The sequence below is a fragment of the Microbacterium sp. MYb54 genome (assembly GCF_002979515.1).
Classification (GTDB): Bacteria; Actinomycetota; Actinomycetes; order Actinomycetales; family Microbacteriaceae; genus Microbacterium.
In genome coordinates this window covers 1-25,184 of record NZ_PCPA01000007.1, presented here as the reverse complement: position 1 = coordinate 25,184, position 25,184 = coordinate 1, and the positions used below count along the sequence as shown (strand labels likewise).

19 protein-coding genes are annotated in these 25,184 nt (G+C 67.6%); 9 read left to right on the top strand and 10 right to left on the bottom strand.

The window, feature by feature from the left end:
* Positions 1-149: 149 nt before the first annotated feature.
* Positions 150-4,376 carry an HtaA domain-containing protein gene (locus CQ040_RS09465; RefSeq protein ID WP_105527726.1) on the top strand — a complete coding sequence of 1,409 codons (4,227 nt, stop codon included), beginning with the start codon at positions 150-152 and terminating at the stop codon, positions 4,374-4,376.
* 198 nt (positions 4,377-4,574) lie between these two features.
* Positions 4,575-4,889, top strand: coding sequence for a potassium transporter Trk (locus tag CQ040_RS09460; protein ID WP_105527727.1), 315 nt, complete (start codon positions 4,575-4,577; stop codon positions 4,887-4,889).
* Positions 4,890-5,019: 130 nt separating this feature from the next.
* On the opposite strand, the gene CQ040_RS09455 is transcribed toward CQ040_RS09460, so the two are convergent.
* On the bottom strand, positions 5,020-5,625 hold the full coding sequence (locus CQ040_RS09455) for a zinc-binding alcohol dehydrogenase (protein WP_105527728.1): 606 nt from the start codon (positions 5,623-5,625) through the stop codon (positions 5,020-5,022).
* A gap of 86 nt (positions 5,626-5,711) precedes the next feature.
* Here CQ040_RS09455 and purM point away from each other — a divergent pair, with 86 nt between their 5' ends.
* From purM to CQ040_RS09440, 3 genes are read left to right on the top strand one after another with little or no spacing between them, the layout of a single operon-like run.
* Positions 5,712-6,842, top strand: coding sequence for a phosphoribosylformylglycinamidine cyclo-ligase (gene purM, locus CQ040_RS09450; RefSeq protein WP_028503133.1), 1,131 nt, complete (start codon positions 5,712-5,714; stop codon positions 6,840-6,842).
* A gap of 6 nt (positions 6,843-6,848) precedes the next feature.
* Positions 6,849-8,321 carry an amidophosphoribosyltransferase gene (purF, locus tag CQ040_RS09445; RefSeq protein WP_028503134.1) on the top strand — a complete coding sequence of 491 codons (1,473 nt, stop codon included), beginning with the start codon at positions 6,849-6,851 and terminating at the stop codon, positions 8,319-8,321.
* Positions 8,318-9,631, top strand: coding sequence for a CynX/NimT family MFS transporter (locus CQ040_RS09440; RefSeq protein ID WP_105527729.1), 1,314 nt, complete (start codon positions 8,318-8,320; stop codon positions 9,629-9,631). The genes purF and CQ040_RS09440 overlap by 4 nt, the downstream gene beginning before the upstream one ends.
* 176 nt (positions 9,632-9,807) lie before the next feature.
* Here the strand turns inward: CQ040_RS09440 and CQ040_RS09435 are convergent, their stop codons facing one another.
* From CQ040_RS09435 to CQ040_RS09425, 3 genes are read right to left on the bottom strand one after another with little or no spacing between them, the layout of a single operon-like run.
* Positions 9,808-10,368: a hypothetical protein gene (locus tag CQ040_RS09435; RefSeq protein ID WP_258131445.1), complete on the bottom strand. Its 561-nt coding sequence runs from the start codon at positions 10,366-10,368 to the stop codon at positions 9,808-9,810.
* 29 nt (positions 10,369-10,397) lie between these two features.
* Positions 10,398-11,090 carry a zf-HC2 domain-containing protein gene (locus CQ040_RS09430; protein WP_105527731.1) on the bottom strand — a complete coding sequence of 231 codons (693 nt, stop codon included), beginning with the start codon at positions 11,088-11,090 and terminating at the stop codon, positions 10,398-10,400.
* Positions 11,087-11,593, bottom strand: a complete 507-nt coding sequence (locus CQ040_RS09425; RefSeq protein WP_105527732.1) for a sigma-70 family RNA polymerase sigma factor — start codon at positions 11,591-11,593, stop codon at positions 11,087-11,089. Before CQ040_RS09425 ends, CQ040_RS09430 begins: the two co-directional genes overlap by 4 nt.
* 67 nt (positions 11,594-11,660) lie before the next feature.
* Here CQ040_RS09425 and CQ040_RS09420 point away from each other — a divergent pair, with 67 nt between their 5' ends.
* A complete protein-coding gene (locus CQ040_RS09420) occupies positions 11,661-12,134 on the top strand; it encodes a DUF2231 domain-containing protein (RefSeq protein WP_258131444.1) in 474 nt (157 codons plus the stop codon).
* Between the two features lie 54 nt (positions 12,135-12,188).
* On the opposite strand, the gene CQ040_RS09415 is transcribed toward CQ040_RS09420, so the two are convergent.
* The 5 genes from CQ040_RS09415 to CQ040_RS20670 all read right to left on the bottom strand — a co-directional run bounded on the left by CQ040_RS09415 (position 12,189) and on the right by CQ040_RS20670 (position 15,261).
* Positions 12,189-12,848: a response regulator transcription factor gene (locus CQ040_RS09415; RefSeq protein ID WP_105527742.1), complete on the bottom strand. Its 660-nt coding sequence runs from the start codon at positions 12,846-12,848 to the stop codon at positions 12,189-12,191.
* A 1-nt stretch (position 12,849) separates the two neighbouring features.
* Complete coding sequence (locus tag CQ040_RS09410) at positions 12,850-14,328, bottom strand: PH domain-containing protein (protein ID WP_181156856.1); 1,479 nt, start codon at positions 14,326-14,328, stop codon at positions 12,850-12,852.
* Entirely contained in the window at positions 14,321-14,629 is a 309-nt protein-coding gene (locus tag CQ040_RS09405) for a PH domain-containing protein (RefSeq protein WP_181156854.1), read from the bottom strand. Before CQ040_RS09405 ends, CQ040_RS09410 begins: the two co-directional genes overlap by 8 nt.
* A gap of 219 nt (positions 14,630-14,848) precedes the next feature.
* A complete protein-coding gene (locus CQ040_RS21225; RefSeq protein WP_146113917.1) occupies positions 14,849-14,995 on the bottom strand; it encodes an aureocin A53 family class IId bacteriocin in 147 nt (48 codons plus the stop codon).
* 113 nt (positions 14,996-15,108) lie between these two features.
* On the bottom strand, positions 15,109-15,261 hold the full coding sequence (locus CQ040_RS20670) for an aureocin A53 family class IId bacteriocin (RefSeq protein WP_181156849.1): 153 nt from the start codon (positions 15,259-15,261) through the stop codon (positions 15,109-15,111).
* Between the two features lie 302 nt (positions 15,262-15,563).
* Here CQ040_RS20670 and CQ040_RS09400 point away from each other — a divergent pair, with 302 nt between their 5' ends.
* Entirely contained in the window at positions 15,564-16,709 is a 1,146-nt protein-coding gene (locus CQ040_RS09400; RefSeq protein ID WP_146113918.1) for a sensor histidine kinase, read from the top strand.
* 45 nt (positions 16,710-16,754) lie between these two features.
* On the opposite strand, the gene CQ040_RS09395 is transcribed toward CQ040_RS09400, so the two are convergent.
* Positions 16,755-17,786, bottom strand: a complete 1,032-nt coding sequence (locus CQ040_RS09395; RefSeq protein ID WP_021199181.1) for a LacI family DNA-binding transcriptional regulator — start codon at positions 17,784-17,786, stop codon at positions 16,755-16,757.
* A gap of 94 nt (positions 17,787-17,880) precedes the next feature.
* On the opposite strand from CQ040_RS09395, the gene CQ040_RS09390 reads away from it, so the two are divergent.
* Together CQ040_RS09390 and CQ040_RS09385 are read left to right on the top strand one after the other, a co-directional pair.
* Entirely contained in the window at positions 17,881-19,701 is a 1,821-nt protein-coding gene (locus CQ040_RS09390) for a beta-galactosidase family protein (RefSeq protein WP_105527736.1), read from the top strand.
* A 229-nt stretch (positions 19,702-19,930) separates the two neighbouring features.
* Positions 19,931-25,117 (top strand): endo-alpha-N-acetylgalactosaminidase family protein, encoded by a 5,187-nt coding sequence (locus tag CQ040_RS09385; protein ID WP_105527737.1) that lies wholly within the window; start codon positions 19,931-19,933, stop codon positions 25,115-25,117.
* Positions 25,118-25,184: the final 67 nt, after the last annotated feature.

Genomic DNA, 25,184 nt, shown 5'->3' with positions numbered 1-25,184 from the left:
TCCTAAAACTTGACGCGCGCTGATTCGCACCTCTACGCTCAGGAACGGCGGCTTGCTTAGCTAAGCCTAACCAAAACCCCTCCCTCCACCCGACTGCATTGCGGCACCGCAGGCACGTGTCTTTGGCGCGCCCGGAGCCGTGGAGAATCGTGAACGCCACAGCCACAGCATCCTCAGGGGGCGGCCGCATACGCGTGCTGCTCGCCGCCTTCGTCTCCTTCCTCCTCATCGCCGCCGGCGCGGTGATCGTCCCGCCTGCGCATGCCGCCGGCGCGACGGTGACGGCCGCGATCGCCTCCGCCGACACTTCCGGTGCGAGCGTTCAGGTGCAAGCGAGCGGTCTGCCCGAGGTCGAAGGCGCATACGCGGCTCTCATCGTGAAGGGCACGGAGTCAGGGCTCACCGGTGGTGGCGGATACGCCGCATTCGCAATGCCGACGGTCGCCGGAGGGGCGAGTACGTTCTCACTCGTCGCGCCGGCCGGCTCGCTGGACCGCACGAAGACGTACGAGGTGCTCGTGTGGCAGAAGCACTCGAACCCGAACGAGACCACGATCTACGGCCGGAGCGATGTCGCCATCTCGGCCGGGCAGTGGGATGCCGTGTTCGGTACGGTGCCCACCGACCCTGGAACCGATCCTGGCACCGACCCTGGCACCGACCCTGGAACCGACCCTGGAACCGACCCTGGAACTGATCCTGGAACCGACCCGGGGACTGACCCTGGCACGGACCCGGGGACTGATCCTGGAACCGACCCGGGCACCGACCCCGGGGTGACCCCGCCGGCCTCCGCCGCGATCGAGGTCTTCCTCGCCGACGGCACCACGCCGGCCGCAGGCGCCGCACTCAAGGCGGGCGACAAGGTCGTCGTGAAGGGATCCGGCTACGACCCGACAGCGAACCTCGGCACCGGGGGGCGTGGCGTGCCCATTCCGAAGCACCTCCCGCAGGGCACCTACGTGGTCTTCGGCAACTTCGCTTCGGCATGGCAGCCGTCGGTCGGCGCTGCACCGGCGACGCGGTCGTCCGGATCGCAGGTCTGGGCTCTGGCCGAGGGCGTGCTGAACCAGGTGCCCGCGCAGTACCAGAGCGCGATCCGTGCGCAGTGGGTCGACATCGCAGCCGACGGCACGTTCCAGGCGACGGTGACCCTGAAGGATGCGGCGACGACGCCGGGGTCGTACGGGATCTACACGTATGCCGCCGGTGGCGTGATCAACGCCGATCAGGAGCGCAGCGTCGCCCTGAACTACACCGAGGCTCCGGCCGTCTCCGCGGTCGTGAAGTCGGCGACCGCGAAGGACGGCCTGACGGTCACGGCATCCGGCTCGAAGCTGGGTGCGATCACCGGTGCCTACGTCGCGGTGATCGAGAAGGGCACCGAGGCGAACGTCACCGGCGGAGGCGGGTTCCTCGCGATGCAGTACGTGCGCCCGATCTCCGGCGGCGTCTTCACGGTCGATCTGACCGCCGCGGCCGACAAGCTCGACCGCACCAAGTCGTACGAGGTCATCGCGTGGAAGCAGCACTCGAACCCCGATGCGAGCACGATCTATGCGCGCTCGACCATCTCGGTCACCGACGCGCAGTGGGAGGCCCTGAAGCCGGCTCCGGTCTCGGCGGCGATCGAGGTGTTCCTCGCCGACGGCACGACACCCGCCGCAGGGGTCGCGCTCAAGGCCGGCGACAAGGTCGTCGTGAAGGGCTCGGGCTATGACCCGACCGCGAATGTCGGCGGACGCGGGATGCCGATCCCGGCGCACCTCCCGCAGGGCACCTACGTGGTCTTCGGCAACTTCGGCTCGGCGTGGCAGCCCTCCACGGGTGCGGCATCGTCGACCCGCTCGGTGGGCGCGCAGGTCTGGGCTCTGGCCGAGGGCGTGCTGAACCAGGTGCCGGCGCAGTTCCAGGGCGCGATCCGTGCGCAGTGGGTGGACATCGCCGCCGACGGCACGTTCCAGGCGACGCTGACGCTGAAGGATGCCGCCGCGACCCCCGGATCCTACGGCGTGTACACCTACGGCGCCGGTGGCGTCGCGAACGCCGACCAGGAGCGCAGCGTCGCCCTGAACTACGGCGACACCTCGGTCGTCACGTCCACGGTGAAATCGGCGAGCGTGAAGGACGGCCTGACCGTCACCGCTGCGGCTTCGAAGCTCGGTGCGATCACTGGCGCCTACGTCGCTGTGATCGAGAAGGGCACCGAGGGGAGCGTCACCGCCGGCGGTGGGTTCCTCGCGATGCAGTACGTGCAGAAGATCACGGGCGGCACCTTCACGGTGGATCTGACGGCCGCGGCCGACAAGCTCGACCGCACGAAGGCGTATGAGGTGATCGTCTGGAAACAGCACTCGATGCCCGATGCGAACACGATCTACGCCCGAGGCGCCGTCACCGTCAGTGACGCGCAGTGGGACACGCTCTTCCCGGCGGGGCCGACCGTGGGCACGACGGTCAAGGCTGCGACCGCGAAGGACGGCCTGACCGTCACAGCAGCGGCCACGAACCTCGGCGAGATCCCTGGCGCCTATGTCGCCCTGATCGAAGCCGGCACCGAGGGCAAGGTGAGTGCCGATGGCGGGTTCCTCGCGATGCAGTACGTGCAGAAGGTCACGTTCGGGGCCTTCGCGGTCGATCTCACGACTGCGGCGAACAACCTCGACCGCACGAAGTCGTATGAGGTGATCGTGTGGAAGCAGCACTCGAATCCGGACGCGAGCACGATCTACGCCCGCTCGACCGTGACGATCACCCCGCAGCAGTGGGACGACCTGTTCGGTGTGACGGTGCCGGAGAAGCCCGTCACCCCGACGACTCCGCCCGCGAACGTCCCTGGCGGCTCACTCCGCTGGGCGATCTCCTCGTCGTTCACGAACTACATCACGGGCGACATCGCGAAGGGCTCCATCGCGGTCTCCGACGGCGCGACCCGTTCGGGTGGGCAGTTCCAGTTCGGTCAGACCGTCGGCGGCGACTTCGACGTGAACACCGGCCTCGGCAGCGTCGTCTACCGCGGCTCGGTGCGCTTCACCGGTCACCAGGGCGTGCTCGATGTGACCGTGTCGAACCCGCAGATCCGCATCACCTCGGCCTCGGCGGCGACGCTGTACGTCACGAGCGGCGGCGCACAGGTGCCGTTCGCGACGCTCGACCTCTCCAACGCGGCGCGCATCGCGGCCAACGGCGCCGTGACCTACACGGCGGCACCCGCGGCGCTGACGGATGCCGGTCGTGACCGCGTGCTCGCCGGCTACGGGACCGCGCTGAACCCGGTGACGTTCACGATCGGCTCGGCGGCGGCGGCGCCGGCCGGTTCGAGCGGAACGGTGGCTGCCGCTGTCGTGAAGCCGAAGACCACCCTGCCGGCCACCCCGCCGGCGACCGAGGGTATCGAGGCCGACGAGGCCAACCTCGCAGCCCTCGGAGCGGGCCAGCCGGCCACGGTGTCGGCATCCGGATTCCGGGCGAACGAGCAGGGCATCAAGGTCGTCGTGTACTCGACGCCCGTGCTGCTGGAGACGGTGACGGCCGACGCGAACGGCGTCGCGACCTGGTCGGGTGCGCTACCCGCGAGCCTCGAGGACGGCGAGCACACCCTCACGTTCCAGGGGTCGGTGAACCGCGGTCTCGCGTTCACGCTGAACCGGGCGACGACGGTGGTAGGTGTCTGCACGGTCGAGGGCGCCACGCTCAAGTGGGGTTACAAGGAGTCGTTCCGCACCTACATCGAGGGCATCGCGAAGGGTGGCTGGACGCTGACCGACGTGACTTACCAGTACCCCGACTACGTGTGGGGGAACGGCGCCGGATCGTTCGACGACAAGACCCTGACCGGGCTCGTCACCTACGGCGGCAGCATCACCTTCACGGGTCACGACGGTGCGTTGAACACGACCCTCGCCGGTGCACGCATCGAGCTCGCCGGAGACAAGGGCTACATCGTCTTCGACGTGACGGGTACGACGCAGGGCGGCGAGAGCATCGACCAGAAGAACGTCCGCCTCGCGGAGTTCGCACTCGGAGATGCGGCAGTCGTCGACGGCGCGCTGACACTCGACGCGCTTCCGACCACCCTGACCGAGGCCGGTGCAGCCGCGTTCGGCACCTACGCCGCCGGCGAGCAGCTCGACCCGGTCACAGCCGTGATCCCGGTCGGCGCGGACTGCGGCGTCGTCGAGGAGAAGCCCGAGCCCGAGTCCGAGGCGACCGCAGTGGTGACCGCCGCGAACGAGCCCGCTGCATCCGAAGACGCTCCGGTGTGGCCGTGGATCGTCGGCGGCCTGGTGGTCGTGGCGCTGGCCGCGACCGGCGGTGTGTTGCTCGTCCGCCGCAACCGCAAGGACGAGACCGCCGAGACGACGACCGAGGTCTAGTCGAGGCGCAACACGGAACGGCCCTCCCCGCGGCGGACGCGGGGAGGGCCGTTCTGCGTCTCCGGTGTACGGATGTCGGGACGATGAACGGATGCAGGGAGGAATCGGCCTGCGCGAGCCTGCATCCCTCCGATCTCCCGACCGATGCGTACGCAGACCCCGGCACACAGCATCCGTCGGCGGTGGGACAATGGATCCATGGCCCCCACCGATTCCCACCAGACCGTCGAGGCGACCGTGCGCCGTGTGCCGCGGTACGGCGTGCTCATGGGCATCGGCGTCGTGGTCGGCGTCATCGCGGCCGGCATCCTCACCTGGGCCGGCAGCTTCGACGAGTCGCAGGCGCTCGACGTCGTCTACCCGCCTGGCCAGGTGTTCGGCTTCCTGCTGCTGTGGACGGTGCCGATCGGAATCGCGCTCGGAGGCGTCGTCGGCCTCATCATGGAGCGCATCGCCCGCCGTCACGACCGGGTCGTCCGGGTCGACCGCGAGACCGTCGTCGACGAGGACTGACCCCCCTCCACCTGTCGCCGAGTGCACGGCTTGTCGCCGAGTGCACGGCTTCTTCGCGCAGGTATCCCGTGCATTCGCAAGTAAGCCGTGCACTCGGCGGGGTCCGTGAACCCCCTGGAAGCAGCGGGGGCTACGCCAGTTCGGCGATCACCGGGCGGATGGCGGCGTCGAAGGCCACCACGTCTCGGCGCAGGCCATCGGTCACCGCGACCGTGAGCGCGCCGATCCACCAGATGCCGCGCTGCGAGAACGGCAGCACCTGCACGTTCAACTCGAACGAGTGCGCACGCCGTCCGACCTCGCGCTCGAACTCCGCGATCGCACTCGCATAGGCGCGGTAGGCGTCGCCGCCGGTGTGGCTCTTCATCGAGTTCACGTAGCGGTCGTGCGCGGCGCGTGCGTAGAGAAGAGCGGATGTCGCCTGCGGAGCGATCGCCGCAGACAGCTCCTCCGCACCGCGAGCGGGCAGCGCGACCAGGGTGTCGAACCCGTCGATGAGTTCCAACGGCACCTCGGAGGGGTGCGCGCGGGGCTCGACCGTCATGTCCCAGTAGTCCCGCCACTGCGACTCGACCTCGGCAGAGGCGTCCACAGCATCCGGTGCGCGCACGGCCAGCTCGCGAAGCGACGGGAGGTCTTCCGGGACACGGATCCCGAGACTCTGCCGCAGGGCGAGCGCGACGAGCACCGGAACGCTCGCGTCTTCGCGGATGAGCCACTGCGGCTTGTCGGACATGGCCCCATCGTAGGCGGGTCGGGGGTCCGGATCCGAGGTCTGTCTTCGCGGAGAGTCGGGCCTGCTGCGGGCGGTAGGCTGGTGACGTGGCTGCCTCCCCCACCAATCCCTATTCCGAAGCCGGCGTCGACACCGCTGCAGGTGATCTCGCCGTCGAGCTGATGAAGTCTTCCGTGCGCGCGACGCACGGTCCCGAAGTGCTCGGTGGTGTCGGCGGATTCGCCGGCCTGTTCGATGCCAGTGCGCTGCGCGATTTCCGTCGCCCGCTGCTCGCGACCAGTACCGACGGCGTCGGCACCAAGGTCGCGATCGCGCAGGCGATCGACAAGCACGACACGATCGGGCAGGACCTCGTCGGCATGGTCGTCGACGACATCGTCGTGGTGGGCGCGAAGCCGCTCTTCATGACCGACTACATCGCCTGCGGCAAGGTCTTCCCGCAGCGCATCGCCGACATCGTGCGCGGAATCGCCGAAGCGTGCTCCGCCACCGGCACCGCCCTCGTCGGCGGCGAGACGGCCGAGCACCCCGGTCTGCTCGGTCCTCGCGACTACGACGTGGCGGGAGCTGCGACGGGCGTGGTCGAGGCCGACGCGATCCTGGGCGCCGATCGTGTGCAGGACGGCGATGCCGTGATCGCGGTCTCGTCCAGCGGACTGCACTCCAACGGCTACTCGCTCGTGCGTCACATCGTGACCCGTGCCGGCATCGGCTACGGCGACAACGCCGCCGACTTCGGCACCACCTGGGGCGAAGCCCTCCTCGAGCCGACGCGGCTCTACACGCTTCCGCTGCTGCGCCTCATCGAACAGCTCGGCTCCTCCGCCGGCACCGGCGGCGTGCATGCGCTCAGCCACGTCACCGGCGGCGGCATCGCGGCGAACCTCGCCCGCGTGCTCCCGCAGGGCAGCTGGGTAGAGGTCGACCGGAGCAGCTGGTCGCCGAGCCCCGTCTTCCGCGTGCTCAGTGACATCGCCGGCTCCACGCTGGAGTCGGCCGAGGGCACCTGGAACCTCGGCATCGGATTCCTCGCGGTGGTCGCCGCGGAGAAGAAGGATGCCGCGATCGCCGCGCTGAACGCTGAGGGCATGCCCTCCTGGCAGGTCGGGACCGTCGGCTTCGGCCCGCGTCCGGCCGGCGAATTCGAACAGGGCGCCAAGGGCGTCGACGGTGGAGCAGTGCGCCTGGTCGGCGCCTACGCGGACGGAGCGAAGTAAGAGCCCATGTGCGGCATCGTCGGAATGGTGGGCTCTGCCCCGGTCAATCAGGACATCTACGACGCACTCCTGCTGCTGCAGCATCGCGGCCAGGATGCGACGGGCATCGCGACGGCGGAGTCGAACGGGGTGATGCACAACGCCAAGGCGCAGGGCATGGTCCGCGAGGCATTCCGCACCCGCGACATGCGAGCGCTGCTCGGCAACGTCGGGCTCGGGCACGTGCGCTACGCGACCAAGGGCACGGCATCGAACGAAGAGGAGATGCAGCCGTTCTACGTGAACGCGCCCTACGGCATCATCCTCATCCACAACGGCAACCTCACCAACACGCGTGAGCTCACGGCCGACATGGCCAAGCGCGACCGCCGTCACCTGAACTCCTCGAGCGACACCGAGCTGCTGCTCAACGTGCTCGCGGGCGAACTGCAGAACACGACCTCGACGGTCGACCTCGACCCCGAGCGTGTCTTCGAGGCCGTGGCCCGCACGCACGAGCGCATCGAGGGCGCATACGCCGTGATCGCCGTGATCTCCGGCTACGGTCTGCTCGCCTTCCGCGACCCGTTCGGCATCCGTCCCCTCATCCTCGGCCGTCGTCCCTCGACGGTGCCCGGTTCCGAAGGGCGCGACGAGTGGGTCGTCGCCAGCGAGTCGCTCGTGCTCGAGAACGGCGACTACGAGGTCGTCCGCGAGGTCGAGCCCGGCGAGGCGATCTTCATCACCACCGAAGGTGAGCTGCATTCCAAGCAGTGCGCCACGGCGGCGACGCTCGCGCCCTGCGCTTTCGAGTACGTCTACCTCGCCCGTCCCGACTCCGTCATGAACGGCATCTCGGTGTATGAGTCGCGTCTGCGCATGGGCGACCGCCTCGCCGACACGATCGCCAAGCACGTGCCGATGGACAAGATCGACGTCGTGATGCCCATCCCCGACTCCTCGCGCCCCGCCGCGATGGAGGTCGCCCGCAAGCTCGGCATCGAGTACCGCGAGGGCTTCTACAAGAACCGCTACGTCGGTCGCACCTTCATCATGCCGGGGCAGGCGGTGCGCAAGAAGAGCGTGCGCCAGAAGCTCAACGCCATGTCCACCGAGTTCCAGGGCAAGAACGTGCTGCTCATCGACGACTCGATCGTGCGGGGGACGACCTCGAAGGAGATCATCCAGATGGCGCGGGATGCCGGCGCTGCCTCGGTCACCTTCGCCTCTGCCGCCCCTCCCGTTCGGCACCCGCACGTGTACGGCATCAACATGCCGTCGCGTCAGGAGCTCATCGCACACGGGCGGACGATCCCCGAGATCGCCGAGGTGCTCGGCTGCGACCACCTCGTCTACCAGGAGGTCGAAGACCTCAAGGCCGCGATCATCGAGGGATCGGTGCTCACCGATCTCGACATGAGCTGCTTCGACGGCCGGTACGTGACCGGCACCGTGTCGGATGAATACCTGGCCTGGGTGGAGGGGTCACAGACCTCATGACGATGCCGAGCGCACGACCGCTGTGGCAGGGTCGGGCTCTCGCACTCGTGGGGATCGTCCTGGTGGCGTTCTCGCTGCGTTCGGCGGTCGCCTCCCTCTCGCCGGTGATCGATCACGTCGCCGAGGACTTCCCGGTCTCGCCGGTCGTCGTCGGCCTGATCGGTGCCGCACCGCCGGTGTGTTTCGCGATCTTCGGACTGCTCACGCCGCTGTTCGAGCGTCGATTCGGACTGGAGCGGATGGCCGTGGCAGCCATCGCTCTGATGGCGCTCGGCCTGCTGCTGCGCGGCTTCGCCGCCGACTCGACGACCCTGCTGGCGGCGACCGCTGTGGTGTTCGCGGGCGTCGGCTCGGGCAACGTGCTGCTGCCGCCACTGGTCAAGAAGTACTTCCCCGATCGCCTCGGGATCATGATGACGATCTACTCGACCACCATGGCGGTGTCGACCTTCCTGCCTCCGCTGGTCGCGGTGCCGGTGGCCGACTCGCTCGGCTGGCGGGTGTCGCTGGGCATGTGGGGCATCGTCGCGGCGATCGCGCTCGTGCCGTGGGTGGCACTGCTGCTGAAGAACGGCTCGCGGGCGGGCGAGCCGGTGAAGACCGAGCTGCTCGTCCCCGATCCCACCGACGGCGTCAACGACATGCAGGATGCGGTGGCCGTCGCGACCGGTCCGATCTCGACTTCTCCCGCGAACCGTCGGTACTTCGCCCGGCTCTGGCGCCTCCCGCTCGCCTGGGCGCTCGCGATCGTCTTCGGCGCATCGTCCACCATGGCCTACGTCTCCTTCGCGTGGATGCCGACCATGCTCGTCGACATCGGCGGCGTCACTCCGGCGACCGCGGGGTTCCTGCTCTCCCTGTTCGCGCTGATCGGTCTGCCGTGCTCGCTGATCGTGCCGATCCTGGTCGTCCGCTTCCAAGCGACACGTCCGCTCTTCTTCGTGGCCGTCGGCGGCGGACTGGTCGGGCTCGCAGGGCTCCTGCTCGCGCCGACCGTCGCCCTGCCGCTGTGGGTGAGCATCTTCGGTCTCACGGCCATCATGTTCCCGCTCAGCCTTGTGCTGCTCAGCATCCGTGCCCGCACCCCCGAGAGCGCTGTGGCGTTGAGCGGGTTCGTACAGAGCATCGGCTATGCGATCGCGGCGACCTTCCCCCTGCTGATCGGGTTGCTGCACGAGACGACCGCGGGTTGGCAGATCCCGCTGCTCGTCATCGCGGGTGTCCTGATAGTCGCGATCCCCGCCGGCATCGTCGCGGGTCGTCGTCGCACGGTCGAGGACGAGTGGGAGCACCGGCACGGCCGCTGGTGAGTCCGCGGGCCGAGCCTTGGCGTGGTGTCGAATGCGGGAACACCGCGCACTTTAGTCCTGTTTATTGACTATAAGTGGGAATACGCACGGTCGCGTCGGAGCTGATCGCGGAACTCGATGACCTCGACCGACGAATCCAAGCCGGCATGCGCCGAAGGTGAGGACGAGACGGCTGCTCACTCGCCCATGCGTTCCCCGGCGGGGGAGAGCACCCACCAGATGCCGCCGACGCCCTGGCCGTTGACGTCTCCCGCGGCGGCGTCTCCCGCGAAGTAATACAGCGGCCAGCCGTTGAGAGTCACCTGCGTGGAGCCGTCGGCGGTCGTGATGGTGCCGAGCTCGCCGGTCACTCCCTTCACGGCGGGGGCGTCGCTCTCAACGGTCAGCGGAGGCCAGTTCGTGAGGCACTCGCCGGTGCACGAGCTCCTGCCCGAACTCTGGGTGTCGTTGTCGAACATGTAGAGCGTCTTCCCGTCGGCATCGACGACGATCTCGCCGAGATCCGAATCCGCGGTCATCAGCGTGCCGGAGGCGGACTCCGATCCCGAGGTGGGAGCGCTCGACTCCGAGGACTGGCCGTAGGCGCCGCCCGTGTCGTCCGTGGTGCCACCGGAACCTCCGCCGGTCGACGTGCATCCGGCGACGGCGAACGTGATGAGCAGTGCGGCGACGGCCGCGGTCTTCGAGACTCTCGAGAGCATGGTGAACCTCCTGTGCAGGACCGCGGGTGCGGTCATGGAAGACACGAGAAGAAGACGGGAAAGGTTCACGATCCGTCGAGCGAGGACCGCATCAGCACTGTTCCGGAGTCGACGGCACGGATCTCGACGGCGGCGATATCGGATGCCGGGAGCTCGGTGCCGGCGCTCAGGCGCGCGGTGGTGCCGGGGTGTGCCCGCCAGGTCGACAGCACGCTCTCGGTGCCGTCGTCGCTCACCACCACCAGTGCGTACGCCCACCCGTCAGCGGGAGCGTCGCCTTCGCTGCCGTAGTCGCAGATCATGTCGAGTCGGGTGCCCCAGGCGACATCGGTGAGACTGACGGAGGCAGTCAATGGCGCGTCTCGAAGCTGCTCGAGTGCGATCGTGGTCGACGGTGGACGCAGTTGGGCAGAGATCGCGGGCACCGCTACGGCGGCCACGACGATCGCCGCGGCCGCGGCGATGCCGGCGACCCACGTGCGACGACGGCGGCGGGCGCGCTCGGCGGCGAGGGAGAGCACTCGTGCGCGGTGCTCGGGGGTCGGAGTCTCGGCTTCCGGTGCCCGCAGCAGCGATTCCGCCCGCTCTGGGGTGACGCGGGAGAGCAGGCCGGGCATCGGTGCGATCTCCGCGATGGCGGTACGGCACTCGGCGCACTGCGCGAGATGCGCTTCGTACTCGGCGCGGTCGGCGGCGCTGAGAGCTCCGAGCACGTAGGCGGCGTCCCAGTCGGCATAGCGCGCGTGGTCGGCGTTCATCGCGTCACTCCCTTCTCCTGCAGCCCGAGTCGGAGGGCGCGCAGGCCATAGTGCAGCCTCGACTTCACGGTTCCCTCGGGGATCGTCAGCTCGTCGGAGATCTCCGACACGGTGAGGCCTCGGTAGTACGCGCGGACCACGACCTCGCGATGTGCCTCGGAGAGGGCGGAGAGTGCCTCCTCGATGAGGATCGCATCGAAGATCGCGTCGGTGGCGTCTCGCACGGCGGACTCGGGAGGCTCGTCTGTCGTGATCTCCCGGCGATGGTGGGCACTGCGCACCTCGTCCACCACCAGGTGGCGAGCGACGGTGTACATCCAGGAACGGGTCGACTCCGGATCGTCGGCGAGGATGCGCGGGGTCCGCCAGGCGCGCAGCAGGGTCTCCTGGACCACGTCGTCGGCTCCCGCCCGATCTCCGGTGAGGTGCACGACGTAGCGCCAGATCGGCGCGGCATGCGCGTCGTAGAGTGCGCCCAGTCGTGCCGCATCATCCTTCGGCATCCGCCACCTCCTCCGGTCTTCTCAGGAGACACGAGACAGGAGGGTGAGAAGTTCATCTGAACCTCGGATGATCCGATCCCGTGTCCTGAGTATGGACCTCTTCGAGATCGCCGGCCTCCCGCTGCATCCGCTCATCGTGCACGCGGTGGTCATCCTCGTGCCGCTCACCGCGCTGGCACTTATCCTCGGCGCCCTCCTCCCCGCAGCGCGCAAGAGGCTCGGCATCGTCACGCCGATCGCCGCGCTGGTCGTGCTGGTGCTCGTGCCCATCACCATGCTCGCCGGTCAAGCACTGGCCCAGCAGGTCGGACCGGTGCCGGCCGTCGTCCATCACGCGGCTCTCGGCGGGCTCCTGTGGCCATGGGCGCTGGCGATTTTCGTCGTCGCCGCGGTGCAGTGGTGCTGGTACCGCTTCGGCGAGGGGCCTCGCAAGACGGCGCGCATGATTCTGGCCGCACTGGCTGTGGTGAGCGGCGTGGGGAGCACGGCCATGGTCGTGCTCATCGGCGAGGCCGGCGCCCGGGCGGTGTGGGGTGGGTGAGGACAGCTTCCGTCGACGTCGAACTGGGCGGTCTGAGAGCGCGGTCGGTGGTCCTCAGTCGAATCGGACGAGCCCTCCACGGGCCGCGCGAATGATGATCTGCACACGGTTGTTCACTCGCCATTTGGCCATGATGCTGCTCACATGCGTCTTCACCGTGCTCTCCGACGCATGAATCGACCGAGCGATCTCGGCGTTCGAACGTCCGAGCGCCAGTTGCAGGAGGGTCTCGTGTTCCCGTTCCGACAGCAGGTGTCCGTCGGGGAACTCGTCGGTCGTCTCGACGCCACCGGTCTGAGCGGCTTCGATCAGGCGAGCGGTGATCGCTGCGGACAGCGCTGCGGCCCCCGCGTGAACAAGGCGGACGGCGTCGATGATCGCCTCGGGCTCGGCATCCTTCAGAAGATAGCCGGACGCACCAGCACGAAGCATCGGCAGGATCATGTCGATGGAGCCGAAGGTGGTGATCGCCAGAATCCGGGCGTTCGGGACGGTGCGAACGATCTCGTGCGCTGCTTGGACGCCACCCATACGGGGCATCTGCATGTCGAGGAGGACGATGTCGGGCCGCTGCTGCTCGACGAGGGCGACGCCGGCTATGCCGTCCGGGGCCTCAGCGACGACCTCGATGTCATCCGCATCCTCGAGGAAGACCCTCAATGCGCGACGTACCAGCGCATCGTCGTCGACGATCACTACACGTATCGGTCGCATGTCATCCCATCGCGCCGACATCATCGCGCACGTCGTCTGTCGCGTCCTCCATCATCTCGGGAATCCGGCTGTACCGATACGTCCCCACCTCATCCAACCGGGCGAGCGCCTGAACCGTCACATGCAGCTCTGCCAGAGGGATGGCCCTCACGGAGATGTCACGAGTACCTCTGTCGGCGATAGTGATCTTCGCCCTGTTCGCAGGGAGCCATCGACCCACAGGGCTGACGACGGATTCGTAGTACAGGATCGACGACGCCCGGAAGAGAAGTCTCCGGCGGAACAGAACTCCTCGACGAATCTCCACGACGCCGTCGTGCGAGAGGAAGAGCCTCGTCGGTGCGCGCACGATCCAGAATGCGACGAGGGCAATCAGAGTCGCCCCTGCCGCAATCGACCAGGCCGTGCCGATCAATGTCTGGATGAGTAGGATCACGCCGATCCAGAGGCCCCCGAGGGTGAGCAGCCCGAAGATCCTCGACCGAGCGAGAAGGGTGCCTTCGTCGTGGTTCCGGAAGACTCTCCGAATCGCCGACGTTGCTTCCTGCGCCGTCGCATGAGGTGACACGAAATTGGATGGGTCTCCCTCACCTGATCCGCCCGACACGCGAACGATACTGCGACGAGCCAGACGGAAGAGGAGTGGCTGGTGCAGATCGAGAAGGGTGATGTCCGCGGCGTTGATCGTTCGCGTTCTCGTCGAGAGCAGTCCCTGTCGGGTCTCGATGAGTTCCTCCGTCTGACGGATCCGGAAGTTCGACATCTCCACCAGGCGGGACACGACACCCGCCGCCGCCGCCAGTGCACACATGCCTGCCAGCACGACGATCAGCATCTCGACCGGCAGCTGGGTCAGCCACTGCCACAGATGGAGCGAAGTCTGAATGATGTCGCGTTCCAGGAACTGCGAGAGCAATCCGATTGCGGCGATGGCGAGGGGGAAGATGACGTACCACCGCGAATGCGTGAAGGCGTACAGCCAGATATCGGCGCGTGCGAAATCTTCGGTGTCGTCTGTGAACCGCACTTCGCGAGCACCCGCGGAGTGGTTGCTCTCGATGCGGGTGCGCAGTTCAGCGATGGCTGCGGGAGAGAGCGCTTTGAAATGAACGTCGCTCGTCTCCCCGGCGCCGTGCGCGACCCTGAGCTCCGAACGCCCGAACAGCCGCAGAAGCCAGGGCGTTTCGACGTACACACCCCGGACGCTCGACCACGGAACCTGCAACGAACTCGAGTTGACGTACCCCGACCGGTAGACGAGCTCGGAGTCGAGGACCTGATACGTCGTGGTTCGCCACTCGGCCACGGCGAGCACGAGGCGCACGACGAACCCGACGATCAGGATCAGGTAGACGGCGAGCGGTACGGTCTTGCCGACCAGCGCGCTGATGAGAAGGGCGACCCCGAGACCGAGGGTGCCGCCGAGGAGGGCGCGAACGCAGACGATCGCGACCATGACACGGCTGTTCCTCTCAACCATGATCGTCGGGAGCATGCGCCGAGCGGACTTCTCGTTGCAGTACGGCGAAGGCGTCGTCCGTGACGCCGTCGATGTCGATAAACGATCCGGGAACCCGGAACCGCACCTTCACCAGCCCGAAGGACCGCAGGATCGGTCCCTGGCGCCGCTCGACGATGAGGATCTGCTGCATGGGGACGAAGTTCTCTCGCCTGAAGATGACGCCCGCCGACGTATGGACTCCGTCAGGTGAGACGGAATAGCGAAAGCTCCGCACAGCGGCCGGCGTCAGCCATGCGAGCTCGATGATCAGGACGATCACGGCGAGTACGAGAGCGGCGAATATGACGGGGATCTGCAGTGCCGGGATTCCGAGAACCAGACTGACGGCAGCGATGAGGAGTATCGCCCACACTATCGCCCCGCGCAAGATATCGACGGCTACGGCCTTGGGCGCCAATTGCATCAGATTTCTTTCTTTTGTGAGTCGAGTAGGTGGTGATGGCCTCAGTCTACCCCGAGGCCATCACCCGGAATCGATTTAGCCGCCGAACATTTGGGCGATAACCCTCGCCACTTCTTCAGGCGACATTCTTGCCAGCATCTCGCCCACGCGCTTCGAGTTGTTCCACACCCAAGCGACGGCCTGTGCACCGTACTTTGTGACCAGCTTGATTACTGTACCCATTTAATGTTTCTCCGTTACGTTTTCTATTTCGACACCCGAGTCCACGTTGGCCGATGCCGAGCAAGCGTTGATGGACAGTCGCGACAAAGATTTGCTTTCGCGACGTTTGCGTGTCACCCGCCGCCGATGATGCCGCTGATGGTGCGGATGATCCAGTCGATGGACTTCCCGGCATCGATCCATTTCTGAACCGTGCCCCAATTGTTTCGCGCCCAGTTGACGACCCGCACTCCCGCGCCGCCGATTTTGGCTAGAAATGACCACATAGATTCCCCCCCCCTTCCTTTCTGTGAGACATTCGAGCAGTTTTGTTGCCAGGCTCTTCTGCCGCCTGACCGTCGAAAAGCTAACACGAAGAAAGGAGCGCGATTGCGCGGTGTGCCTTAAAGGGGATCAAAGTCGAAGTTCGCGGTACAAATGTATGTCATCGCAATGCATCACGAGGTCGAATCGTCGTGAAGAGGTACGAAAGTACCGGCGGGTGTGGACATGCGACTACGCTCCGAGTGGACGGGAGGCCGACGACCGGAATATCGGTGTCCGGTGGATGATGTCCCGATAATGGACTGTGAGCAACGTGCGGACCATCCTTCAGACATCGAGCGCGTCGCACGCATTTGAAGGGCCCGCTCCGGTGAACATGGCCGAGCGCGTGGTCCTCCTCGTGGTCGTCGGCGGCGCGATGGGCTCCATCCTGCTCACGGCGGCTCTCGGCAACTCGTTCACTCCCGCGGTCCTGCTCGACCTGATGGTCACGGGGCTCTTCGCCGTGTTCTTGGTCTCGCCGCCGATCGCCGTGGCCATGTTTGCTGCGGCGATGGTCCTCGCATTCCTCACCGGGTGGGATGGATCCGCATACACGGCACTGGCCGTGGCCACAGGAGTGGCAGTCAGAACCGGATCCACGCGTGTGATCATCTTCTTCGCCGGACTGCTGCTGTTGAGCGCGGCGAAGATCGTCATGCTGCGACCGTCTGAGCCGGTCTTCATCGAGATCGGGCTTCTGATCGCGGTGGTCTCTGGCGCCGCAGGGATGTTGATGCGTTCTGCGCGTGGCCGTGAACAGCGGTTGGCCGCGGCTGCCCGAGAACAGGAATCCGTCATGGCGGAACTCCGTCGTGACGAGCGTCTGCTGATCGCCGATGAACTGCACGACGTCATCGCGCACGACCTGACAGCGATCGCGATGCAGGCCAGGGTCGTCGAGCGTCAGGGCGATCCGGTGCTGCGGGCCGAGATCCATCGTGAGATCGGCGACGCGGCGCGGCGCGCGCTTCGGGACGTTCGACGGCTCATCGAACCCGGCCACGGCGAGGTGCCGACAGGGCGGATCGAAGACTTCGAGACGACGCTGACCGACATGGTGGCGACGTTGCGCACTGCGGGATATTCACCGGCGGTGAGTTCAAATCTCTCGCAACCCGTGCCTCGCATGGTGGATTCTGCTCTGGCACGCGTTCTGCGTGAGAGCACCACGAACGTCTTGAAACACGGACGGAAGGGGCCGGTGCACATTCGCGTCGAAGCAGATGCGCAGACCATCTCGCTGCAGGTCCGAAATCGCCGCAGCGTCACGGGCCTGCGCAACCGTCTGCCCTCTGGAGGATTCGGAACGACACGCCTCGCAGAAAGGGTCGGTCTGCTCGGGGGTGAGTTCACTCAGACGATCGAGGGCGATGAATGGGTGGTGCGGGTGGCGCTGCCGCTGACGTGAGTTTCCGTCTGGCGATCGCCCCCGTGCGCTCCGCGCCGCCCGTCGCTACGCGGAGCGCGGCGGAGCGGTCGAGGAGCGCACGATGAGCTGAGGATCGGTGGAGGGCATCTCGCCGACCGCATCGTGTCCCTCGATCTGCGCGATGACCCGGAGCGCCGCCGCGCGGCCCATCGCCTCGAAGGGCTGGCGGACCGTCGTGAGCGCGGGGGAGGCATAGGCGGCGAGGGCGATGTCGTCGACGCTCACCACCGAGACGTCGTCGGGAACGCTGCGACCGGCCTCGTGCAGGGCGCGGATCAGGCCGAATGCCATCTCGTCGCTGCTGACGAACACGGCCGTGGCCTCGGGGATGGCGGCGATCGTGCGGCCGGCGCGGTAACCCGACTCGGGCGTCCAGTCGGCGGGGATCAGCGGCGGGGGCACGATGCCGCGGTCGCGGAGCGTCTGCTCCCACGCCTCGCTGCGCTGCTGCGTCTCGGTCCAGTAGTCGTCGCCCGAGACGTGCCACACGGTCTTGTGCCCGAGGTCCAGCAGGTGCTCGACGGCGAGACGGGCGATCGCGCGCTGATCGACGGCGAGCGGGGCGTCTTCGTCGAGGGAGGTGCGTTCGCTCCGGGTCGCGGGGGTGCGCTCGGTGCGGGCCCGCATCGCCGGGCTCTCGAGCTCGACCGGCACACCGAGGATGATGCCCTCCGCGCCCTGGCGCTCGAGTCGGTCGAAGGCCTCCAGGAACGCCTCGGCCGATGCATGGTCGGCGACGGCTGCCGTCGACACGGTGTATCCGTTCGCGGCGGCGGCTTGCTGGATGCCGACACCGAGCGCGGCCGACGAGTACCGGTCGGTCGAAACCACGATCACGCCCAGCACGCGGGTGCGGCCGGAGGCCAGCGAGGCGGCGGCGGCGTGCACGCGGTAGCCGAGCTCTTCGACCGCGGCGAGCACTCGTCTGGCGGTATCCGGACGCACGTTGTCCTGCCCGGACATGACGCGCGAGACGGTCTGCGTGGAGACTCCGGCGAGCTGGGCGACATCGACCTGGCTGGGGGCGCGGTCGTCTCTCGGGCGACGAGGTGACATGTGCTCAATGGTAGCGATCAATCGGCGTAAATCCAGGAGGCGGCGAGTCGTGTGATGCGATAATGTGAACGCAAACACTCGTGCTTGGAGCGCTATGCCTGACCTTCTCGCCTCGGCTTTCGACGGCTCTTCCGTTGCCGTCGACGCCCCGGCCGCCGCGTCGCCGATCGGCGCGCCCACCCTGACCTGGCGCGATGGAGAGATCCTCCGCGACGGTGTCTCGCACCGCATCCTCGCGGGCTCGATCCACTACTTCCGGGTGCACCCCGACCAGTGGGAAGACCGCCTGCGCCGGCTCGCCGCGATGGGCGCGAACACGGTCGACACGTATGTCGCATGGAACTTCCACGAGCGCGTCGAGGGCGACGTGCGCTTCGACGGCTGGCGCGACCTCGAGCGCTTCATCCGTCTCGCCGGCGACGTCGGCCTCGATGTGTTCCTCCGGCCCAGCCCCTACATCTGCGCGGAGTGGTCCAACGGCGGCATCCCGTTCTGGCTGTCGGGGCGCGTCGCCGCGCTGCGCACCAGCGATCCGGACTTCCTGGCCGCGGTCGACGCCTGGTATGACGAGCTGATTCCCCGCCTCGTCCCTCTCCAGGCCTCGCATGGTGGGCCGATCGTCGCGGTCCAGATCGAGAACGAGTACGGCTCTTTCGCCAGCGACGCCGACTACCTCGCCCACCTGCGCGACGGGCTCCGTGCACGTGGAGTGGTCGAGATGCTCACGACCGCCGACGGCATCACGGGCGACATGATCGAGCACGGCAGTGTGCCGGGTGCCATGGCGACGTTCACCTTCGGCACCGGTGTCGCGAGGGCTGTTGAGCTGCGACGCGAGGGCGACGCGCTCATGTGCAGCGAGCTGTGGGGCGGCTGGTTCGACCACTGGGGTGAGCGGCACCACGTGCGCTCCGCCGCGAGCACCGGGGGCACGATCGAGGAGCTGCTGGCTGCCGGCGGATCCGTGAGCCTCTACATGGCGCACGGTGGCACCAACTTCGGCCTCTGGAACGGTGCGAACCACGACCTGGTGCTGCAGCCGACCGTCACCAGCTACGACTCGGATGCTCCGATCGGCGAAGACGGCACGCTCAACGAGAAGTTCCACGCACTGCGCGCGATGTTCGCGCCGTTCCACGCGAGCGAGCTCCCCCCTGTCCCCGCATCCCCGCGGCGACAGGCTGCGGCGTCCGCGGCGCTCACCCCGCGCTCTTCTCTGCTGGAGTTGATCGCTGCTCTCCCGGTGACCGGCGATGTCTCGCCTCGACCGCGCACGTTCGAAGAGCTCGGTTCCGAAGACGGCCTGGTCGCCTACGAGGCGGATGTGTCCTTCCCCGCCGACGCGACGCTCACGATCGACGGGCTGCACGACCGTGCCGTGGTGTTCCTCGACACCCAGGCTCTCGGAGTGCTCGAGCGCGACGGCGAGACGACTCTCGCGATGCCCGCCGACGGGGGAGCGGGCAGGCTCGCGATCGTCGTCGAGAGCCTCGGGCGCATCAACTACGGTCCGTACACGGGCGAGGGCAAGGGCATCATGCGTGGCGTGATGATCGGTCGGCGGCTGGTCAACGGCTGGACGCATCGCCTGGTTCCGCAGGATGCCCCGGATCGGGCCTCCGGGTCGGCCTCTGAGGCCGCCGACGGCGTCGCCGTCGCCTCCTTCGATATCGTCGAGCCGCTCGACGCCTGGCTCGCCTTCCCCGGTGGATCGAAGGGCATGGTCTGGCTGAACGGCTTCCTTCTCGGTCGGTACTGGAAGGTCGGACCGCAGGAGACGCTCTATGCGCCGGCGCCGCTGTGGAGGGCCGGGCGCAACGAGATCGTGGTGCTCGACACCGACGGTCTCGGTCCGACGGTCGAGATCCGCGAACAGCCGTCCTTCGGCGAGACCGAGGAGTTCATCGGCTCCTGATCCAGGATGCTGCGAGAGCCGTCCTGCACTTCGTGTGCGGGACGGCTCTTCTCGTTTGTGCGGGGCTACTTTTGGCCAATGTTTGCGCTCGCTATCGGCAAATGCTTGATATACCGCTCTTCGCATGCCTATTGTGATAGCGCAAACATCGGTGAGAGTCGATGTCACCCATCTGCGGCGCATCGGGGCGTCTTCCTCCCCGAGCGACGCTCCGATCGAGAGGCAAGACGTGTCGAAACCTTCCCGACCGCCCCGCACCGCCGTCGCCGTCAGCTCGCTGCTGGTGACGGCGCTCGCGTTCGGCGGCGTGTTCGCCCAGGCGCCATCCGCGCAGGCAGCCGACCTGATCTCCGTCCCCAAGACCGACTACCGCCTGCACGCGGTGTCGAGCGAATCGGACCCCTACCCGGCTCCGCCGTCTCTCGATGGCACCGCACTCGGCGCATTCGACGGCGACTTCGCGACGCAGTGGACGTCGCGGTACTCCGCCAACGCCCCCTTCCCGCACTGGATCGTCGTCGACCTGCAGCGGTCGCTCTCGGTGAAGGCCCTCGACTATTCGGTCAAGAAGGGGCAGGGCGTCGCCGCCAAGACGGTCGAGGTCTACGTTACAGACGACGCCGATGTCGCGCGCAACTCGCCCGCCGAGGGCGGGTGGGGCACGGCGTCGGGAACCGCGACGCTGCACGCGCCGACCGCGAACGACGAGAAGCAGCGCATCACGCTCGACACGGCGAAGGACGGTCGGTACGTGGCCCTGCTCGTGATCGATGCGCAGGGGACCACCGGAGGGGGCGCCGGCGAGATCGAGGTCCTGTCCGACGAGCAGTTGCCTCCCATCGTCACCGAGCCCGAGGTCCCCGACACCGATGAGACCGTCGAGATCACCGATGGCGGAACGACCGCCGTCGTCTCGACCGAGTTCCCCCGGATCACCGGCTACCAGGTGGGCGGCGAGAAGATCGCCGGACAGCGCACCTCGGCGAAGACCTGGTCGGTGAACGGCACGGCCTACCCGGCGGAGACCACTTCGACGCCGTCGGCCACCGGCGTCGACTACGTGTCGAAGCTGACGGGTATCGACGTCACCGTGCGCAGCAGCATCCGCGTCGCGAACGACGGGACCGTCGGATTCGAAGTGACGGCCGTCGACGGCACGGCGACCGTGACCACCCTCGGGCTGCCCGACAACGCGTTCCTCTCCGCGAGCGCTGCGGATGCGGGGTCGGCGCTCGATCGCACCGTGATCAGCCCGGACAGCACGAAGAACGCAGACGAGCACATCGCGGTGAACGGCGCGACGGCGACCGGTCAGAAGGGGGCGGCCTTCGCCTTCCTCGGCAACGGCGCTCTCGTCGGCAGTGTGATCACCAACGCGACGACCCAGGCCTCCGGCGGCACGGCATCGTGGAACGGTCGCCTGACCACGCGCGTGACCGAGGCCGCAGGGCGCACGGCCGAGATCGGCTCAAGCGCCTGGCTGATCCATCCGACCACCGCCGTCGATGACCGCGTGACCACCTACGCACTGCCCAAGGTCACCGTGCTGCTCGCCGCTGACCGTAACGGCGATGCGAAGGTCGACTGGCAGGATGCGGCGATCCGCTATCGCGAGGTCGACACCCCGCGCCTGGGGGCCGACCGCGTCGCCGAGCGCGTGGTCAGCCGCATCCCGTTCAACTTCGCCTCCAGCGCGACGAACTACTTCGACCTCACGCTCGACAACACCAAGCGCATCGCGAACCAGACCGACGGTCTCGGCCAGTGGGTGCTCAACAAGGGCTACGGCAGCGAGGGCCACGACTCCGCGAACACCGACTACGGCGGAAACTACAACGAGCGCGCCGGCGGTCTCACGGACCTCAACAACCTCGTCGACGAGGGTGCGAAGCTCAACGCCGACATGAGCGTGCACGTCAACGCCACCGAGATGTATCCGCAGGCGAACGCCTTCGACTCCGCGATCATCGACGGCGCGGCCCCGTACAAGCCGGGTTGGAACTGGCTCGACCAGTCGTACTACATCAACCAGCAGGCCGACCTCGGCACCGGTCGTGTGCTCGACCGCTTCCAGCAACTGCGCGATGAGGTTCCCGGCCTCAGCGGCGTCTACATCGACGTGTACTACTCGAACGGCTGGGTCGCTGAAGAGCTCGCAGATCAGCTGAACGGCATGGACCTCGAGGTCGCGACCGAATGGGGCGACAAGTTCGTCGACAGCACGGTCTGGTCGCACTGGCCGAACGACCTCGCATACGGCGGCAAGGACAACAAGGGCATCAACTCCACCATGGTGCGCTTCATCCAGAATGGACAGGCCGACGTCTGGAACGACGATGCCCTGCTCGGACAGCAGCGACTCATCGACGCCGAGGGCTGGGTCGGCAACCGCAACTGGGACGGCTTCGTCGACAACATCTGGAAGCAGAGCCTGCCGACAAAGTTCCTGCAGCACTTCGACCTGCTCACCTACGAGGCCGGCGCCGAGGCGACGCTGACGGACGACGTCGCGGTGCGCATGGACGGAACCACCAGGGTCATCACGATGGACGGGGCGACGGTGCTGCGAGGCGACTCGTACCTGCTGCCATGGCAGTCGCTGGAGTCGAATCAGGATGCCGGCTCGCCGGTCGACGCCGACAAGATGTACTTCTACTCCGGATCCGACGGCGAGAAGACGTTCGGTCTCACCGATGCCTTCCGCGCGAACACCACCTTCGACGTCTTCGAGCTCGGAGACCAGGGGCGCGTCAAGGTCGGCACGGCCAAAGCGACCGGCGGCGAACTCACGCTCAGCGGAGACAAGGGCGCGGCCTACGTCGTGGTGCCGCAGGGTGGCGCACAGCGCGCGGCCGTCGAGTATCACGACGCCGGCCTCGACGACCCGGGCTTCAACTCCGGTTCTCTCGACGCCTGGAATCCCCAGGGCGACGTGACGATCGAGCGCACCGACCTCGGCAGCGCGAAGAACGAGTCCCGCGGCGACAACATCGCCGTGCTCGGTGCGGCCGCCTCGTCGATCTCGCAGACAGTGACCGGACTCACCCCCGGCCAGCGGTACGCGTTCTCCGCACAGGTGCAGATCGATCCGACCGCGACTCGCGACGTGAGCGTCTCGGTCGACACCGGCTCCGGTGCGGTGAACCGCACCTGGAGCCTCTCGCCGACATACAACTACATGAGGGCCGACTCCAAGGCGGGCCAGTACTACCAGCGCGGCTCGACGTCGTTCCTGGCACCGGCATCCGGCGAGGTCACCGTGTCGATCGGTGCCGTCGCGGGTGAGGCGAAGGTCCGCATCGACAATGCCCGTGTCTCGGCCGACACCACGACGCCGTTCGTGGCCGGCACGGTGTACTCGAACGACTTCGAGGGCAACGTGGCGGGCTGGGGGCCGTTCGTGAAGGGCGACGCCAACGGCATCGACGATCCGCGCACGAGCATCTCCCGCCGTCATGACCCGTACGCGAGCAGTGACTGGCGCAACACCGCCAAGCCGTTCGATGCGGGGCCGCTCGCCGGGCTCGCCGTGGACACGACGCTCAACGGCGACCACTCGCTCATGTCGCACTCCGAGAACAGTGGGGTCGTGTATCGCACCGACCCGACGCTGGTGCCACTGCAGGCCGGGCACTCCTACCGCATCGGCTTCGACTACCAGGCCGGCGCGAGCGGGGCGTACCGCTGGCTCACCGGGACGGACTCCGTGGCGGGTGGCAAGGTCACGTCGACCACGCTCAGCCGTACCGGGATCACGCAGGCGCTGGAGACGGCGCAGTTCTCGCAGGACGTCATCGTCGGATGCGGTGACTACACCTGGGTGGGACTCGAGCGGGTCGGCGGACCGGACGTCGACTTCGTGTTGGACGACTTCACGGTCACCGATCTCGGCCCCACGACCGGCGGCACTCCCTGCGCCACCGTGTCCGGCGAAGCGGGCGTGCTGAGCCCCGGCACCCAGACCGAGTTCACGACCACTTTCACCAACAGCGAGTCGATCGCCGTCGAGAACATCGGCGTGCAGCTCGAGGTGCCGGAGGGCTACGTGGTCGAGGTCGCCGACGGCTCGTCGAACCTGTTCGATGAGGTCGCGGCCGGTGAGAGCGTCAAGACCACCTGGCTGGTCACCGCGCCGGCGACGGCTGCGGGCACGACGGTCGGCATCGGGATCGCGGCGACGTACCTCGCAGACTGCGATGTGCGTACGGTCGGCACGACGCAGGAGGTGTCGGTGTCTTCGCGGGCCCGCATCCCCAACGCTCAGATCTCCGTGACGGCGAGCTCCGAGGAGACAGAAGGGGAAGACGGTGCGGCCGCGAACATGCTCGACGGCAACGCCGGCACGTTCTGGCACAGCCGGTGGAGCTCGGCCGCCACGTCGTACCCGCACGTGCTGACCTTCGACCTCGGTTCGGCCCAGCAGGTCGACGGCATCTCGTACCTGCGCCGCGGCGCCAACCAGAACGGTCCGATCAAGGGGTACGAGGTCGCGGTGTCGACCGACGGACAGGCGTACGTGCCCGTCTCCTCGGGGGAGTGGAAGAACGTCGCAGAGTGGCAGGACGTGGACTTCGCCGAGACGACGGCCCGCTACATCCGGGTCACCGCCACATCGTCGATCTCGGGCACGCAGTTCGCGGCCGTCGCCGAGATGGCGATCTACGGCACGTCGTCGCCGAAGAGCGGTAGCGCGCCGAAGACACGACCGGCCGACGACCTGAGCGAGTGCAACCCGGTGACGGATCCGAAGCTCGGACTCGACTCGGATTCGGTGCGTGCCGGTGAGACCGTCGGCACGGTGCTCACGGGCTTCGCGCCGCGCTCGACGGTTTCGGTCTGGCTCGACGACGTCAAGCTGACGGATGCCGCGGTCGATGCGAAGGGTGCTCTGACGACGCGACTGCTGATCCCGGCGAACGCCGCGGTCGGAAAGCACCGCGTCATCGTGCAGGACTCGGCTGGCGCCGAACTCGCCAGCGCACCGTTGAAGGTCAAGAAGGCGAAGCCGGGGAAGAAGGCGACCGTCACGGCATCCATCGGTTCGGTCGTCGCCGGAGCGAGTGTGACCGTGCAGCTGAGCGGTTTCGAGCCTGACGCCCTTGTGCAGCTCTGGCTGCACTCCGAGCCGGTGCGCATCGGCGAGGTGACGGTATCGGCCGAGGGTGATGCGGTGGCCACGGTCACGATCCCTGCGGCGACGCCGGCCGGAGCTCACTCTCTCGTCGCGACTGATGCCCAGGGCGTCGAGCTGGCTCGGGGCGACCTCGCGGTCACCGCCGTGGCCGGAAGTAGCAGTGGGGGAGACCTCGCGACGACCGGTGCTGACGGCACGATCTGGGCGGGCGCGGCGTTCGCGGCGCTTGCCGCGATGGGCCTCGGCCTGGCGCTCTGGCTGCGCAGGCGCCGCCACATCTGAACGCACTGACACGAACGGCCCGGAGGCTCATCCCTCCGGGCCGTTTCGTGCTGTGCATCCCCCTCCT

Coding starts and splice junctions, on each gene's coding strand:
- CQ040_RS20670 (WP_181156849.1), bottom strand. CDS start 15,261: ATGTGGTCATTTCTAGCCAAAATCGGCGGCGCGGGAGTGCGGGTCGTC.
- CQ040_RS09395 (WP_021199181.1), bottom strand. CDS start 17,786: ATGTCACCTCGTCGCCCGAGAGACGACCGCGCCCCCAGCCAGGTCGAT.
- purF (WP_028503134.1), top strand. CDS start 6,849: ATGTGCGGCATCGTCGGAATGGTGGGCTCTGCCCCGGTCAATCAGGAC.
- CQ040_RS21225 (WP_146113917.1), bottom strand. CDS start 14,995: ATGGGTACAGTAATCAAGCTGGTCACAAAGTACGGTGCACAGGCCGTC.
- CQ040_RS09435 (WP_258131445.1), bottom strand. CDS start 10,368: ATGACCGCACCCGCGGTCCTGCACAGGAGGTTCACCATGCTCTCGAGA.
- CQ040_RS09455 (WP_105527728.1), bottom strand. CDS start 5,625: ATGTCCGACAAGCCGCAGTGGCTCATCCGCGAAGACGCGAGCGTTCCG.
- CQ040_RS09415 (WP_105527742.1), bottom strand. CDS start 12,848: ATGCGACCGATACGTGTAGTGATCGTCGACGACGATGCGCTGGTACGT.
- CQ040_RS09390 (WP_105527736.1), top strand. CDS start 17,881: ATGCCTGACCTTCTCGCCTCGGCTTTCGACGGCTCTTCCGTTGCCGTC.
- CQ040_RS09430 (WP_105527731.1), bottom strand. CDS start 11,090: ATGAACGCCGACCACGCGCGCTATGCCGACTGGGACGCCGCCTACGTG.
- CQ040_RS09410 (WP_181156856.1), bottom strand. CDS start 14,328: ATGGTTGAGAGGAACAGCCGTGTCATGGTCGCGATCGTCTGCGTTCGC.
- CQ040_RS09420 (WP_258131444.1), top strand. CDS start 11,661: ATGATCCGATCCCGTGTCCTGAGTATGGACCTCTTCGAGATCGCCGGC.
- CQ040_RS09425 (WP_105527732.1), bottom strand. CDS start 11,593: ATGCCGAAGGATGATGCGGCACGACTGGGCGCACTCTACGACGCGCAT.
- CQ040_RS09460 (WP_105527727.1), top strand. CDS start 4,575: ATGGCCCCCACCGATTCCCACCAGACCGTCGAGGCGACCGTGCGCCGT.
- CQ040_RS09440 (WP_105527729.1), top strand. CDS start 8,318: ATGACGATGCCGAGCGCACGACCGCTGTGGCAGGGTCGGGCTCTCGCA.